Annotated in this window: 17 protein-coding genes; all 17 read left to right on the forward strand. The window is 69.5% G+C overall.

What is annotated here, in order from left to right; translation table 11 throughout:
* Positions 1-281: 281 nt before the first annotated feature.
* The 17 genes from IPG05_11925 to ptsP are packed head-to-tail and all read left to right on the forward strand — an operon-like array spanning position 282 to position 14,461.
* Complete coding sequence (locus IPG05_11925) at positions 282-614, forward strand: zinc ribbon domain-containing protein (protein MBK6495786.1); 333 nt, start codon at positions 282-284, stop codon at positions 612-614.
* Positions 611-2,245, forward strand: coding sequence for an arginine--tRNA ligase (locus IPG05_11930; GenBank protein ID MBK6495787.1), 1,635 nt, complete (start codon positions 611-613; stop codon positions 2,243-2,245). Before IPG05_11925 ends, IPG05_11930 begins: the two co-directional genes overlap by 4 nt.
* A gap of 4 nt (positions 2,246-2,249) precedes the next feature.
* Entirely contained in the window at positions 2,250-3,170 is a 921-nt protein-coding gene (locus tag IPG05_11935) for a sugar kinase (protein ID MBK6495788.1), read from the forward strand.
* The gene (locus IPG05_11940) at positions 3,167-4,198 is read left to right on the forward strand and encodes a phosphoribosylformylglycinamidine cyclo-ligase (GenBank protein MBK6495789.1); all 1,032 of its coding nucleotides are present in this window, start codon (positions 3,167-3,169) and stop codon (positions 4,196-4,198) included. Before IPG05_11935 ends, IPG05_11940 begins: the two co-directional genes overlap by 4 nt.
* 13 nt (positions 4,199-4,211) lie before the next feature.
* On the forward strand, positions 4,212-5,321 hold the full coding sequence (gene ribD, locus IPG05_11945) for a bifunctional diaminohydroxyphosphoribosylaminopyrimidine deaminase/5-amino-6-(5-phosphoribosylamino)uracil reductase RibD (protein ID MBK6495790.1): 1,110 nt from the start codon (positions 4,212-4,214) through the stop codon (positions 5,319-5,321).
* Positions 5,322-5,927: a riboflavin synthase gene (locus tag IPG05_11950; protein ID MBK6495791.1), complete on the forward strand. Its 606-nt coding sequence runs from the start codon at positions 5,322-5,324 to the stop codon at positions 5,925-5,927. It begins immediately after the preceding gene.
* Positions 5,924-7,135, forward strand: coding sequence for a bifunctional 3,4-dihydroxy-2-butanone-4-phosphate synthase/GTP cyclohydrolase II (locus tag IPG05_11955; protein MBK6495792.1), 1,212 nt, complete (start codon positions 5,924-5,926; stop codon positions 7,133-7,135). Before IPG05_11950 ends, IPG05_11955 begins: the two co-directional genes overlap by 4 nt.
* On the forward strand, positions 7,132-7,614 hold the full coding sequence (locus IPG05_11960; GenBank protein MBK6495793.1) for a 6,7-dimethyl-8-ribityllumazine synthase: 483 nt from the start codon (positions 7,132-7,134) through the stop codon (positions 7,612-7,614). The genes IPG05_11955 and IPG05_11960 overlap by 4 nt, the downstream gene beginning before the upstream one ends.
* Positions 7,614-8,027 carry a transcription antitermination factor NusB gene (gene nusB, locus IPG05_11965; protein ID MBK6495794.1) on the forward strand — a complete coding sequence of 138 codons (414 nt, stop codon included), beginning with the start codon at positions 7,614-7,616 and terminating at the stop codon, positions 8,025-8,027. Before IPG05_11960 ends, nusB begins: the two co-directional genes overlap by 1 nt.
* A gap of 11 nt (positions 8,028-8,038) precedes the next feature.
* On the forward strand, positions 8,039-9,175 hold the full coding sequence (locus IPG05_11970; protein ID MBK6495795.1) for a glycosyltransferase family 4 protein: 1,137 nt from the start codon (positions 8,039-8,041) through the stop codon (positions 9,173-9,175).
* A gap of 9 nt (positions 9,176-9,184) precedes the next feature.
* Positions 9,185-10,141, forward strand: a complete 957-nt coding sequence (gene hprK, locus IPG05_11975; GenBank protein ID MBK6495796.1) for an HPr(Ser) kinase/phosphatase — start codon at positions 9,185-9,187, stop codon at positions 10,139-10,141.
* Positions 10,138-10,509: a hypothetical protein gene (locus tag IPG05_11980; GenBank protein MBK6495797.1), complete on the forward strand. Its 372-nt coding sequence runs from the start codon at positions 10,138-10,140 to the stop codon at positions 10,507-10,509. Before hprK ends, IPG05_11980 begins: the two co-directional genes overlap by 4 nt.
* The gene (locus IPG05_11985) at positions 10,509-10,985 is read left to right on the forward strand and encodes a PTS sugar transporter subunit IIB (protein ID MBK6495798.1); all 477 of its coding nucleotides are present in this window, start codon (positions 10,509-10,511) and stop codon (positions 10,983-10,985) included. Before IPG05_11980 ends, IPG05_11985 begins: the two co-directional genes overlap by 1 nt.
* Positions 10,982-11,653, forward strand: coding sequence for a PTS sugar transporter subunit IIC (locus IPG05_11990; protein ID MBK6495799.1), 672 nt, complete (start codon positions 10,982-10,984; stop codon positions 11,651-11,653). Before IPG05_11985 ends, IPG05_11990 begins: the two co-directional genes overlap by 4 nt.
* A complete protein-coding gene (locus IPG05_11995; protein ID MBK6495800.1) occupies positions 11,650-12,390 on the forward strand; it encodes a PTS system mannose/fructose/sorbose family transporter subunit IID in 741 nt (246 codons plus the stop codon). Before IPG05_11990 ends, IPG05_11995 begins: the two co-directional genes overlap by 4 nt.
* Complete coding sequence (locus tag IPG05_12000) at positions 12,387-12,653, forward strand: HPr family phosphocarrier protein (GenBank protein MBK6495801.1); 267 nt, start codon at positions 12,387-12,389, stop codon at positions 12,651-12,653. The genes IPG05_11995 and IPG05_12000 overlap by 4 nt, the downstream gene beginning before the upstream one ends.
* Positions 12,650-14,461, forward strand: a complete 1,812-nt coding sequence (ptsP, locus tag IPG05_12005) for a phosphoenolpyruvate--protein phosphotransferase (protein ID MBK6495802.1) — start codon at positions 12,650-12,652, stop codon at positions 14,459-14,461. The genes IPG05_12000 and ptsP overlap by 4 nt, the downstream gene beginning before the upstream one ends.
* Positions 14,462-14,464: the final 3 nt, after the last annotated feature.

Raw genomic sequence — 14,464 nt, forward strand, 5'->3', positions numbered from 1 at the left:
TACCGTTTGTCCACAGACGTCCTGATTTGTTTTCCCACACGATGACCACCGACTGCCCGGTGGTCATTGCCATTCATGGCCGATGCGCTGGACGGAACCTGCGGAGGGGGTCACCCGCAGCCGCACACTAGTCGGGCCGCCCGGGTCAGGACGGATTCGAGCCTCTGGGCGGTAACCAAGAGGGTATCGACGGCACGATGACCAGGCCACTCAACTTGAGACCGGCCCGCCCGCCGTCTATCTTTCGAGGTTGCATTGGTTTAGCCCACAGCTGGAGTACCATGCCGACCTACGAATACCGCTGCGACGAGGGCCATGCCTTCGAACGCATCCAGAAGATGTCCGACAAGCCGCTCACCAAGTGTCCTGAATGCGGGGCCAAGGCGAGCCGGCAGATTTCTGGTGGCTCGGGCCTGATCTTCAAGGGCAGTGGTTTCTACATCACCGATTACGGCAAGGACGGGAAGGGCGCGCGGAAGGATCCGCCGGCCGAGGGTGCCGCGCCGAAGGCCGAGAAGAGCGAGAAGTCCGAGAGCGCACCGGCCAAGGAAGCGGCCGCCCCGAAGGTCGAGGCGCCGAAGCCGGCGGCCAAGACCACGCCGAGCGCGTCGTGAGCGACCTGCTGCGGGAAGCGCTTGCGCGCGTCGCGGCGGAGTTCGGCGCGCCCGACCTCGAGTACTCGCTGGAACGGCCGCGCGATCCGTCGCACGGCGACCTCTCGACCAACCTCGCGATGCAACTCGCCAAGCGCGAGCGGAGCAATCCGCGGGCGATGGCCGACCGCGTCGTCGCGGCGCTCGCCCTGCCGACGTCCGCCGTGCAGGCCGTCGAGATCGCCGGCCCCGGCTTCATCAACTTCCGCCTCGCCGCCGACACCCTCTCGGCCGATCACGCCCGCATCCTCTCGGAAGTCGCCGGCTACGGCCGCTCGAACACCGGCGCCGGCCGCCGCGTGAATGTGGAATTCGTCTCCGCGAACCCGACCGGCCCGCTGCACGTGGGGCATGGTCGCGGCGCGGCGCTGGGCGACGGCATCGCCGCGCTGCTCGAGTGGACCGGTCACGAGGTGACCCGCGAGTTCTACATCAACGACGCCGGCGTGCAGATCGGCCGACTCGCCGAATCGCTCTGGGCGCGGGTGCAGCAGGCGGTCGGTCGCGAGGCGACCATCCCCGAGGGTGGCTACCACGGCGAGTACCTCTCGGAGAATGCCGCCACGCTGCTCGAGAAGGAGGGGCGCGCCTTTGCGGACCTCCCGACCGAGGAAGGGGTCGCCCGCTGCCGTGCCGCCGCGCTCCAGATGCAGCGCGCCGAGCAGGACGACACCCTGGCGACCTTCGGCGTCCGCTTCGACGTGACCGCCTCGGAGCAGGCGCTCTACGATGCCGGTGCGGTCGAGGCCGGGCTGAAGCGCATTGCCGAAGCGGGGCTGTCATACGAGCAGGACGGGGCACTCTGGTTCCGCACCTCGTCGTTCGGCGACGAGAAGGATCGCGTCCTCCGGAAGCAGGATGGGTCGTACACCTACTTCGTTCCCGACATCGCCTACCACCTCGACAAGGTCGCGCGCGGCTTCGACGCGGCGATCGACGTCTGGGGCGCCGACCACCACGGCTACATCCCGCGGATGCAGGGCGCCCTCACGGCGCTCGGCGTGCCCGCCGGCTGGCTGAGTGTGGAAGTGGTGCAGTTGGTGAAGGTCGTGCGCGGCGAGGAAGAGGTGAAGATGTCGAAGCGCTCGGGGGAGTTCGTCACCCTGCGCGACCTCTACGAGGAAGTCGGTGTCGACGCCGCGCGCTACTGGTTCCTGATGCGCCGCGGCGACTCGCACCTGGTCTTCGACATCGAGCTCGCCAAGGCGCGCACCGACGAGAACCCGGTCTTCTACGTCCAGATGGCGCACGCCCGGATGAGCGGCATCCTCCGGAACGCCGGCTTCGCCCCCGAGGCGGTGCAGGGGTCGCTGGATGTCGCGGTGCTCGAAGACGGCGACCGCGAACTCCTCAAGAAGCTCACGGCCTTCCCCGAGGCGGTCAGCCGCGCGGCGCGCGATGCGCAGCCGCACCGGGTCACGACCTATCTCGACGAGCTGGCCCGCACCACCCATGGCTGGTATCACGGCTGCCGCGTGATCGGCGAACCCGAGCCGATCATGCAGGCCCGCCTCCTCCTTGCCCGTGCCGCGCGCCAGGTGCTCGCGAACGGCCTCTCTCTCCTCGGGATCTCGGCTCCCGACCGGATGTAATCGGATGACGCTTCTCGTCGTTGGCAGCGTGGCACTCGACTCCGTCTTCACCCCGTTCGGGGAGACGGCCGATGCCCTCGGTGGCAGTGCGGTCCACTTCGCGGTGGCCGCGTCGCTCCTCCATCCGGTGCGCGTGGTCGGCATCGTCGGCGAGGATTACCCGGTCGCCGAGCTGGAGCGCCTCGCACCGCGCGGCATCGACTGGTCGGGCGTCGAGCAGGTGCCGGGCGAGTCGTTCCGCTGGAAGGGGAAGTACTCCTACGACCTGCAGAGCCGCGAGACGCTCGAGACGCGCCTCGGCGTCTTTGCCGACTTCCGGCCGAAGCTCCCCGCCGGTGCCGAAGCCGCGAAGTACGTCTTCCTCGGCAACATCGACCCCGAGCTGCAGCTCTCCGTGCTCGACCAGGTCACCGCGCCGAAGCTCGTCGCCTGCGACACGATGAACTACTGGATCCAGTCGAAGCGCGACACGCTGATGCAGCTGCTGAAGCGCGTCGACATGCTGATGGTCAACGACTCCGAGGCGCGCGAGCTCTCCGGTGACTGGAACATCCACCGCGCCGGCCGCTGGATCCTCGATCGCGGTCCGAAGCGCGTGGTCATCAAGCAGGGCGAGTTCGGCGCGCTGCTGATCGAGCCGGGCCGCACCTTCCACATTCCGGCCTATCCGCTCGAGGAAGTCTTCGATCCGACCGGCGCGGGCGACGCCTTCGCGGGCGGCTTCATGGGCTACCTCGCGCGCGAGGATGCGACCGACACCGATCACCTCCGCCGCGCGATGGTGTACGGCGCGGCGATGGGGTCGTACTCGGTCTCCGGCTTCGACGTGAAGGGCTTCGAGGGCGTGTCGCCCGCGCAGCTTGAGGAGCGCGTGCGCCACTTCGTCGACCTGACCAACATCCCGCGCGCGGAGCGGGTCGGATGACCACGCCGCAGTCGCAGTACGCCGCGGCCGGCGTCGACCTGTCGCAGGCCGAGATCGCCAAGGCGCGCATCGGCGAGCTCGTCGCCGCGACGCGCACGCCGCTCTCGGTGGGTGCGGTCGGCGCCTTCGGGGGCATGGTGCGGATCCCCGTCGGGATGCGCTCGCCCGTGCTGGTGATGAGCACCGACGGCGTCGGCACCAAGGTGCTGGTGGCGATGCAGGCCGGCCGCTTCGACACCGTCGGCGAGGATCTTGTCAACCATTCGGTGAACGACATCCTCGTGCACGGCGCGCAGCCGATCGCCTTCATGGACTACATCGCCGGGCACCGGCTGCCGGTCGAGATGATCGCCGGCGTGGTCGAGGGGATCGCCCGCGGCTGCCAGGCCCACGGGATGGCGCTCGCCGGCGGCGAGACCGCAGCGATGCCCGGCCTCTACGCCGAGAAGACCTTCGACCTCGCCGGGACGATCATCGGCGTCGTCGAGGAGGACCAGGCGATGCACGGCGCGGCGATCGTGCCGGGCGACGTGCTGATTGCCTACGAGGCGAGCGGCCTGCACACCAACGGCTACACCCTCGCACGGCGCGTGCTCCTCGACGTGATGGGGCTCGCGCTCGACGCAACGCTCCCCGGTGGCGACGTGACGGTGGCCGATGCGCTGCTGGCGGTGCATCGCAGCTACGTCGCAGCGATCAAGCCGGCGCTGCCGCAGATCCACGGACTGGCCCACATCACTGGTGGCGGCATCGCGGGCAATCTCGTCCGCGTCCTCCCCGAGGGATGCGAGGCCGTGGTCGATCCGCGGTCGTGGGAGTGGCCGCTGCTCTGCCGCGTGATCGCGAAAGGCGGCCGGGTGGATCTCGCCGAGATGCGCGACGTCTTCAATTTGGGCGTCGGGATGATCGCGGCGGTGCCTGCCGCGTCGGTCGATGCAGTGCGTCAGACGGCGACCGCCGCCGGCGTGCCGACGTGGGTGTGCGGCAGCGTCCGCGCCGGCCCGACCCGCGTCGTCTTCGCCGACTGAACGGACCGTACTCATGACCGCCGACGCCGTCGTGCGTCCCGCCTCGAGCCCGGATGATCGCCACTGGATGCGCCAGGCGATCGAGCTGGCCGAGCGCGGCTGGGGGCGGGTGCACCCAAACCCGCTGGTCGGCGCGCTGGTGGTGCAGGGTGATGCCGTCGTCGGCGAAGGATGGCACGCGGAGTACGGCGCGGCGCACGCCGAGGCGGTGGCGCTCGCCGAGGCAGGGGAGCGGGCACGCGGCGCCACGCTGTACGTCTCGTTGGAGCCGTGCAACCACCACGGCAAGCAGCCGCCCTGCGTTGAGGGCATCCTCGCGGCGGGGATCGCGCGGGTCGTCATCGCCTCGCGCGATCCGAATCCGGTGGCGTCTGGTGGCCTCGAGCGGTTGCAGGCCGCCGGTGTGCGAGTCGACGTGGGCATCGAGGAAGCCGAAGAGCGCTTCCTCAATGCTCGCTTCCATCATTCGCACTCGAGCAGCGACCGAGCGTGGGTGGCGGTGAAGCTCGCCGTCTCCATGGATGGCTGCATTGCCGATGCGGCGGGTTCGTCACGCTGGCTCTCCGGCGACGCGGCCCGTGGCTGGGTCCACCACCTGCGGGCTGGCTTCGGCGGCATCGCCGTGGGCGCGCACACCGCCATCCGCGACGATGCGCTCCTCACCGTCCGCGGGGACGTCACGCCGCGCGTGGCGCCGATGCGAGTCCTCTTCGACCGGAGCGGCACGCTGACCGGCACCGAGCGGATCTTTCACGATGCCGCCAGCGTACCCGTGTTGGTGGTCGTCGGCGCCGAGGCGGCTCCGGAACGGACGACGCGGCTGGTCGACGCCGGGGCGATGTTGCTGGCCGCGGAGACCCTCGGCGAGGCGCTCACGGCGATGCGGCTGGTGGGTGTCGATTCACTGCTGGTCGAGGGTGGGGGCCGGCTCGCTGGCGCGCTGCTTGAGGCCGACCTCGTCGACCGGATCTATCAGGTGCAGTGTCCGCTCTGGCTGGGCGATGGCATCCGCGCCTGGCAGGGGCTGGGGCAGCCGGCCATCACGACCGCCCGGCGGTGGCGCGTCAACCGTTACTCGATGTTGTCGAGCGAGGGCGATGCCCTCCTCGTGCTGGAGCCATAGATGTTCACCGGATTGATCACGGCGGTGGGAGTGGTGGAGGCGGTGACCGCGCAGGACGGCGGTCGCGACCTCGTCATTCGCGCGCCGTGGGATGACGTCGTCCTCGGCGAGAGCATCGCTGTCGACGGCGCCTGCCTCACCGTGACCCGAGCTGAGCCCGGCCACTTTGCCGTACATGTCGTGGTGACCTCGCTCGACCGGACCGCAATCGGCGATTACGTCGCCGGGCGTCGTGTGAACCTCGAACGCGCCCTGCGCGTCGGCGACCGCCTCGGTGGCCATCTGGTGCAGGGGCACGTCGATGGCGTCGGCACCATCACCGCGGTGGTCCAGCGCGAGGATGCCTGGCTGATCGACGTCGCCGTCCCGCCCGTGGTCGCGAACGTGTCGATTCCACTCGGCTCGATCACGGTGGATGGCGTCTCGCTGACGGTCAACGCGATCCCCGCACCCGGCACGATCCAGCTCTCGATCATTCCGTTTACCTTGGAGCACACCACGCTCGGCGACCGCCGACCCGGTGATCGCGTTCAGTTGGAAGGAGATACGGTGGGGAAGTACGTCCGTGAGCTGGGTGGCGCATGGCGCAGTGGGGAGGCTGGATGAGCCCCTTTGCGCCGATCGAGCAGGCCATTGCCGACCTCAAGGCCGGCAAGCTGATCGTGGTGGTCGACGACGAGGATCGCGAGAACGAAGGCGACTTCGTCTGCGCGGCGGAGACCATCACCCCCGAGCATATCAACTTCATGCTGCAGTACGGCCGCGGGTGGATCTGCCTGGCGCTCGATCCGGCCGACTGCGACCGACTGGCATTGACGCAGATGGTCGAGAACAACACCGAGTCGATGTCGACGGCCTTCACGGTGACGATCGACGCGGCGCGGCGCTTCGGCGTGACCACCGGCATCTCGGCCGCCGACCGGGCCACCACGATCCGCGTGGCGATCGATCCGGCCACGCAGCCGGGTGATCTCCGCCGTCCGGGCCACATTCCGCCGCTCCGGGCTCGGCCCGGCGGCGTGCTCCAGCGTGTCGGGCACACCGAGGCGAGTGTGGACCTCGCGCGGCTCGCCGGCTTCCGTCCGGCTGGCGTGATCTGCGAGATCCTCAGCGACGACGGCACGATGTCGCGGCTGCCACAGCTGCGCGAGCTCTGCGACGCGCATGGGCTCACGCTGGTCTCGGTCGCCGAACTGGTGGCGTACCGCCTGCGGACTGAGCAGCTCGTCGAGCGGCTTGCCGAGGCGCGGTTGCCGACGGAATCGGGGGAGTGGCGGGTCATCGGCTACCGCAATGCGGTGGATGACGCCGAGCACGTCGCGCTGGTGCATGGCGATGTCGAGGGGAAGGAGAATGTCCTGGTGCGGATGCACTCCAAGTGCCTGACCGGCGACGTCTTCCATTCGCTCCGCTGCGACTGCGGCGTGCAGCTGCACCGCGCGATGGCGAAGATCGTCGCCGAGGGGGCGGGGGTGATCGTCTACCTCGATCAGGAAGGGCGGGGAATCGGGCTGTTGAACAAGATCCGCGCCTATGCCCTGCAGGACGAGGGCGACGACACGGTGCAGGCCAACGAACGCCTCGGCTTCAAGCCGGACCAGCGCGACTTCGGCATTGGCGCGCAGATCCTCCGCGACCTGGGCCTCTCGACGTTGCGGATCATGACCAACAATCCCCGGAAGCTGGTCGCGCTCGACGGTTACGGGCTGGAGATCGTGGGGCGGGTTCCGCTGGTGGCGGACACGACCGACGAGAACCGCGCCTATCTCGAGACCAAGCGCGACAAGCTGGGCCATTATCTGGGAGAGAGCTGATGCCCGAATACACTGGACGCCTGCACGCGATCGGGCGGGTGGCGATCATCGTCTCTCGCTATCACGAGCGGGTGACTTCCCGCCTGCTTGACGGGGCGCGCACGACCTGCCTCGAAGCCGGCATCGCCGACGAGGACGTCGACACCCTCTGGGTCAGTGGGGCATTCGAACTCGGGGTCACCGCGATGGCGGCGGCGCACAGTGGACGGTACTCGGCGGTCGTTGCGCTGGGCGCGGTCGTCCGGGGCGAGACGCCGCACTTCGACTTCGTCGCCGGCGAGACGGCCGCGGCGTTGTCGCGGGCGGCGACGGAGACCCTCGTGCCCGTCGGCTTCGGGCTGCTGACCTGCGACACGATGGACGAGGCGGTTGCGCGCGCGGGTGGCGCGGCCGGCAACAAGGGGCAGGAAGCGGCCGAAGCAGCACTGCGCGCGGCAGATCTGTTGATGCAGCTCGAACTCGAACCGGATAGCGAGTGATGCTGCGACCAGAAACGAAGCGCCGTGCCCGTGCCCTGCAACTCCTCTATGTCCTCGAGACCGTGGGCGACGGCGACCAGAACGCCGCGTCGAGCGGGCTGGCACGACTGACCGGCCCCGAGCCCGCACTGCACGAGGAAGCGGTGGCAATCGTCGAGGGCGTGATGCTGCAGCGCGACGCGATCGACAAGGTCGCCGCGCGCGCGACGGAGCATTGGCGCTTCGACCGCATCGCCTCGGTCGAGCGCAACATCCTGCGGCTGGGGATTCATGAATTGATGCTCGGCGTGGTGCCGCCGAAGGTGGTGCTGGACGAGTCGATCTGGCTGGCCCACCGCTTCGCTGGCCCGAAGGCGCCCTCGTTCATCAACGGGGTGCTGGACCGGGTGGCTCGCGACTTGGGTCGGTTGTAGGGCCATCGGCCGTGAACATCCTCCTCGTGAACTGGCAGGACCTGCGGAATCCGCACGCGGGCGGGGCGGAGATCCATCTCTTCGAGCTCTTCTCGCGGTTGGCGGCGCGGGGGCATCGGGTCCGGTTGGTCTGCTCCGGCTTCGATGGCGCCGCAGCCGTGGAGACGGTGGATGGCATCGAAGTGCACCGGCATGGCGACCGGCACAGCTTCGCGCTCGTCGGCCGCGGGGCGGTGAAGCAGGCGCTGCGCACGGAACCGGCCGATGTCGTGGTCGATGATGTCAACAAGCTGCCGCTCTTCACGGCGACCCTGACCGATCTCCCCATCTACACCCTTGTCCCGCATCTCTTCGGCACCACGGCATTCCAGGAAGTGAGTTGGCCGATGGCGGCCATGGTGTGGTTGGCGGAGCGTCCGATCCCCCGGCTCTATCGTCGCGCGTGGTTCCACGCCATTTCGGACTCCACCAGGGACGACCTCGTCGCTCGCGGGGTCCCGCGCGAACGGATTGCGGTGGTCTACCCGGGCGTCGATTCGGTGCGCTTCACCCCCGCACCGTCTGGGGAACGAACTGCGCCACCGCGCTTCGTCTATGTGGGGCGGATCAAGCGCTACAAGGGGGTCGAGCTGCTGCTGCGGGCGCTGGTCGAAGCCCGGCGCCATCGGCCCGACCTCTCGCTCGATATCGCGGGGAGTGGCGACGATCGTCCGCGGCTCGAGGCCCTCGCCCAAACCCTCGGACTCGGCGACGCCGTCCGCTTCCGCGGCTTTGTCGACGAGGCCACCAAGCTGTCGCTCTTGCGGGGGGCTGTGGCGAACGTGTTTCCTTCCCCCAAGGAGGGATGGGGCATCACCGTGATGGAGGCGGCTGCCTGCGGCACTCCATCGCTGGCCTCCGACTCGCCGGGACTCCGCGATTCGGTGCGCGATGGCATCACCGGCCTCCTGGTCCCGCACGGTGATGTGTCGGCGATGGCCACGGCGATGTGCCGACTCGCCGACGATCCGGCGTTGGTCGCCACCCTCGGCGCCGCCGCGCGTCGACACGCCGAGCAGCTGACCTGGGAGTCGGCCGCCGACCAGGTGGAGCAACACTTGCTGGATCTCGTGGCAGGGCGGGTGCCGCCGCCGTCATTCGTGGCCTGAGGGGGAACGATGCGCTTCCGTGATTTCCTGGCCGCCGGCGACACGCTCCAACTGGAGCCGCTGACGGGCGAGCTCGGCCTGGACCGCCTGGTGCCGGATGCCGAGATCGCCTCGCCCGGCCTGGCGCTGGCAGGCTACCACGGCCGCTTCATGCCGGACCGGCTGCACGTGCTCGGCGAGACCGAGATCAGCTATCTCGCCTCCCTCACGGCCGAGGTCAGGACATCGGCGCTTGAAGGGTTCTTTCAGTACGACCTCCCGTGTGTCTTCATCACCAAGGGAATGGACCCGCCGGAGCCGATGCTCGACCTGGCCCGCGGTCGCCACGTGCCGGTCCTCCGCACGCGTCTCAAGACCGCCGAGTTCTACAAGCGCATCAAGCCGATGCTCGAAGATGCGTTTGCGCCGCGCACCACGTTGCACGGCTCGCTCTCGGACGTCTACGGGGTCGGCCTCCTCTTCGTCGGTCGGTCCGGCATCGGCAAGAGCGAATGCGTGCTCGACCTCGTCGAGCGCGGCCATCGTCTCGTCGCGGACGATGTGGTGAAGGTCACCCGGCGGGGTACCGACGTTCTCCTCGGGCAGGGCCACGAGTTGGCGGCGCACCACATGGAGATCCGCGGCGTCGGGTTGATCGACATCCCCGCACTCTTCGGCGCGCGCTCGGTCCGGCAGCAGAAGCGGATCGAAGTGATCGTGCAGCTGGAAGACTGGGAGACGGCGCAGGGCGCCGACCGGACCGGCCTGCAGCGCGACACGCAAGTCGTGCTCGATGTGCCGATCCCGAAGGTGATCGTGCCGTTGAACCCGGGAAAGAACATCACGGTGATCGCCGAGGTCGTGGCGATGATGCATTTGCTGCGCTACAGCGGGGTGGACGTTGCCGCCGCCTTCAATGAGCGCCTCATCAAGAAGATGCGGGAAAAGCGCGGAGTGCGCGAATACCTGCGGGACGACTTCGAATGACCATGCTGCGGGGAGTCATCGTCGGTCACGGGCAACTCGCCCAGGCCATGTTGGGCGCGGTGGAGCAGATCGCCGGCGTCGAGACGGGGCTGGTGGCCGTGTCGAACACCGACTGCGACCGCGGCGCGCTCGAGGCACGCATCGTCGCGGCGGTGGACGGCGGCCCGGCACTGGTCTTCATCGACATGCCGAGCGGCTCCTGCCTCTTTGCCGCGATGCGGCAGTTGCAGACGATGTCGGGGGTTCGCGTGGTCACCGGGGTCAACCTGGCGATGCTGCTGGAGTTTGTCTTCCATCGCGAAGGTGCGGTCGATGACGTGGCGGCCCATGTGGCCGAAGTCGGAGCCCGTGCGGTGGCCGCTCGCTGATGGCGCTGGTCCTGCTCCGCGTCGATGACCGCCTGGTGCATGGGCAGGTCGTGATCGGCTGGGGCCGACCGCTCGCCGCGCGCTTCATCGTGCTGGTCGACAACGGCGTCCGGGCCAGCACCTGGGAGCAGGACCTCTACCGCATGGCCGTCCCGGAAGGGGTCGAGATCATCTTTGCGAGCACCGCCGAGGCCACCGCCTCCCTCGCGGGTTGGGCCGCGGACCCGCGCGCCGGCATCCTGCTGACGGGCGACCTCACGACGATGGCGGCGCTGCACGACGCCGAACCGGTCGTCGCCCATCGCATCAACCTCGGCGGCATTCATCATCGCGCCGATCGCGCCGAGCGGCTGCGTTACCTCTATCTCGACGACGCCGACACGGCGATCCTCAAACGGCTCGCCAGCGATGGCGCGGCCATCACGGCGCAGGATCTGCCGACCTCGCCACCGGTCCCGTTGGCGGACTTCCTGTGAGCTGGACCCTCGCCCTCGTCCTCTCGCTCTGGAGCATCCTCGTCACTGTGGATCTCGTCTCCATGCCGCAGGGGCTGCTGGCCCGACCGCTGGTGGCGGGCACGGTCGCCGGGATGCTGGCAGGGGACACCACGGCCGGACTGCTGGTTGGGGCGGTGCTGGAGTTGTATGCGTTGGACGTGCTGCCGATCGGCGCCGCGCGCTATCCCGACTATGGAGCCGCCGCCGTCACCGCCGCCGCCGCCGCCGCGTTGACCCCCGCCGCCCCGACGCTGGCGGTGGCCGGGCTGCTCGGGTTGCCGTTGGCGATTCTCGGTGGCTGGACCCTCCACGTGCATCGTCGGCGCACGGCGAAGTCGATCCACCGTCGCCTGGAACGGGTGGCCGCAGGCGATGCGCGCGCGATCTGGGAATTGCAGCGCAACGGGCTCGCGCGCGACGGCCTTCGCGGCGTCTTCCTCGGGGCCGTCGGCCTCGGCGTGATCTCCCTCGCCTTGGCCTTCCCCTGGGATGCGTTCCCGCGGATGGGGCTCGTCGGCATGGCGACGGTCGCGGGCGGGATTGCCGCGTCGCTTGGCGGCGCATTGCGTAGTGGTGGCGCCGGCGCGCGTCGCCGCTGGCTTGCGGTCGGCCTGGCGACCGGACTCCTGCTGGTGCTCGGACGATGACCCCGCGTCAGCAGGCCGTCATCCGACTGCTCGGCGTACAGGCCGCGTGGACCTATGAGCGGATGTCGGGGATCGGCGTCGGTCACGCCGCGACGCCGCTGCTGCGTCACTACCTCGCCGATGAACCACCCGAGGTGCGTCGCGCCGCGGTGGCCCGGTCGGCCGAGTTCTTCAACTCGCATCCGTATCTCGCCGGTGTCGCGGTCGGTGCGGTGGTGCGCGCCGAGCGGGACCACGTCCCCGGCGAGACGATCATCCGACTGCGCACCGCGCTCTCCGGCCCGCTCGGCGCGATGGGCGATCAGCTCATCTGGGCCGGCGAGGTGCCGGCGTTGATCGGGTTCGCCCTGGCTGCGACGCCATGGCTCGGTGGCTATGCCGTGCTGGTGGCGGTCATCGCCCACAACATCCTGCGGCTCGCCCTGACCGTCTGGGGCCTCGATCTCGGCATGCGCGAGGGACTCGGCGTCGGCGGGGCGTTGCAGCGCTCGTGGCTGCCTGCCCGCGCCGATGATGCCCAGCGCCTCGCCGCCTTTGCCGTCGGACTCGGCATTCCGGTGGCCGGCATGTACCTGCTCCGTGAAGTCACCATCTCCCATACGCTGGCCATCGCCTCGATCGGCGTGGTCGGTGCGCTCCTCGCGATTGCGCCCGGGACTCGGTCCCGCGTCACCGGGCTCCGCCTCGGTCTGGCGCTTGTGGCAGTCGCGCTCCTCGTCGTCGGAGGTTTCCGGTGATTGAACGCGAGGCCGTGATCGTGAATCCGCTGGGGATGCACGCTCGACCTGCTGCCCAGGTCGTGCGTCTCGCCGCGACCTTCGGGGCCGAAATCGAGCTGTCGTGTCAGGGCCAGTCCGTGAACGGCAAGAGCATCATGGGCGTGATGATGCTGGCCGCCGAGTGTGGCGCGGTGGTGCAGGTGCGCACGACCGGCCCCGACGAGGAGGCCGCCATGACGGCCGTGCTCGCCCTCATCGCCGACGGCTTCGGGGAACGATGAGCGAGCGCGTGCTTCGCGGGGTCGGCGTCTCACCCGGGGTGGCCTTCGCCCCGGTCGTCGCGGTGCGCTGGTCGTTTCCGGAAGTGCCGGATCGCAATGTCCCGCCGGAGCAGCACGACGCGGAGATCGCGCGGCTGCACGAGGCGGTCGCCGCCGTGCTGGGGCAGCTCGCCCAGTTGCGGGATCGGACCGCCGTGCGCGCCGGCCCCGAAGAGGCGCGCATCTTCGATGCACAGATGATGATGGTGCAGGACCCGACCTTCATCGCCAGTGTCGAAACGCTGATTCGCAAGAACAACCTCTCGGCCGAGACGGCCTACGAGTTCAAGGCGCTCGAACTGCGCAACGCCTGGCAGGGGTCACGCCAGGCGATGCTGCGCGATCGCCTCGCCGACCTCAACGCCATCCAGCTCCGGATGCTGGCCCATCTGCTGGGTCGTGCCACCGATGAGGCGTGGCTGGGTGAGATCGACCAGCAGGTCGTGATCCTCGCGCGCGAGCTGTCGCCGGGGCTGACGGTACAGTTCGATCGCGAGCACGTCGTCGGCTTCATCTGCGAAGAGGGCACGCGCACCTCGCACGCGGCGATCCTGGCGCACTCGCTGGGGATTCCCGCCGTGATGGGGGTGCCGCGCGCCCTCGACCGCATCGCCGAGGGGGCGATCGTCCTGCTCGACGGCCAGAGCGGCGTGATCATCATCGATCCCACCCATGACGAACTCGAGGTGGCCCGGCTGCAGACCTCGCGACGGCACAAGCTCGAGCTGCAACTCGAGGGGATCGCGTCGTCGCCGGCCGAGACACCGGATGGGGTCCGCATCAAGTTGCAGGGCAACGTTGACCTCCCCGAGGAAGTCGAGCCGGCACTGCGCCATGGTGCCGAAGGGGTCGGGTTGCTGCGCACCGAGTTCCTGGTCTCCGGCCGTGCCACCCTCCCGACCGAGGATGAGCAGACCGAGTACTACCGCCGGGTTGGTGCCGCCTTTGCCGGGCAGCCCGTCGTGGTGCGGAGCTATGACCTGGGGGGCGACAAGTTTCCCGCCGCCTTCGCCTCGCCGCAGGAGGCCAACCCCTTCCTCGGCTGGCGCTCGATCCGTGTCTGCCTCGACGAGCCGGGGCTGTTCCGGCCGCAGTTGCGGGCGATCCTGCGCGCCGCCGCCGATCGCGACCTCTGGCTGATGTTGCCGCTGGTCATCTCGCTCGATGAGGTGCTGGAGACACGGGCCATCCTGGCCGAAGAGGCCGAATCGTTGCGTCGGGACGGCATTCGCGCCGCCGCGGATGTGCCGGTCGGTGTGATGATCGAGACGCCGGCCGCCGTCACGTTGGCGGCGGAGTTCGCCCAGGTCTCGGCGTTCCTCAGCGTCGGCAGCAACGATCTCACCCAGTACACGCTCGCCGTCGACCGGGGCAACGCCCGGCTGGCGGCCCGCTTCTCGCCGCTCCATCCGGCCGTCGTGCGGGCCCTGCGGCAGGTGCGTCTCGCCGCCGCCGCCGCCGGGATCCCCTCGTCGGTCTGCGGCGAGATGGCCTCTGATCCGATCTCGGCCGTCCTGCTCCTCGGCCTCGGCTATGATCGGCTGTCGATTGCCCCGCCCTCGATCCCGCTGGTGAAGTGGGTGGTCCGGAGCATGCCAATGGCGGCGGCGCGGGAGGCGGCCGAGGCGGCCGCCGCGGCGACGACCACCGCCGCCGTCGAGACGATCCTTCGGGAGGCCGTGGGTCGCCATTTGGATCTCCGGCTCGTCGACCCGGCCGGCGCGTTGCCGCACCCGTCGACGGGCACTAGCTTGCCGCGTTCCCCATGAGGT

This window comes from Gemmatimonadota bacterium (assembly GCA_016704275.1).
Lineage (GTDB): Bacteria > Gemmatimonadota > Gemmatimonadetes > Gemmatimonadales > GWC2-71-9 > Palsa-1233.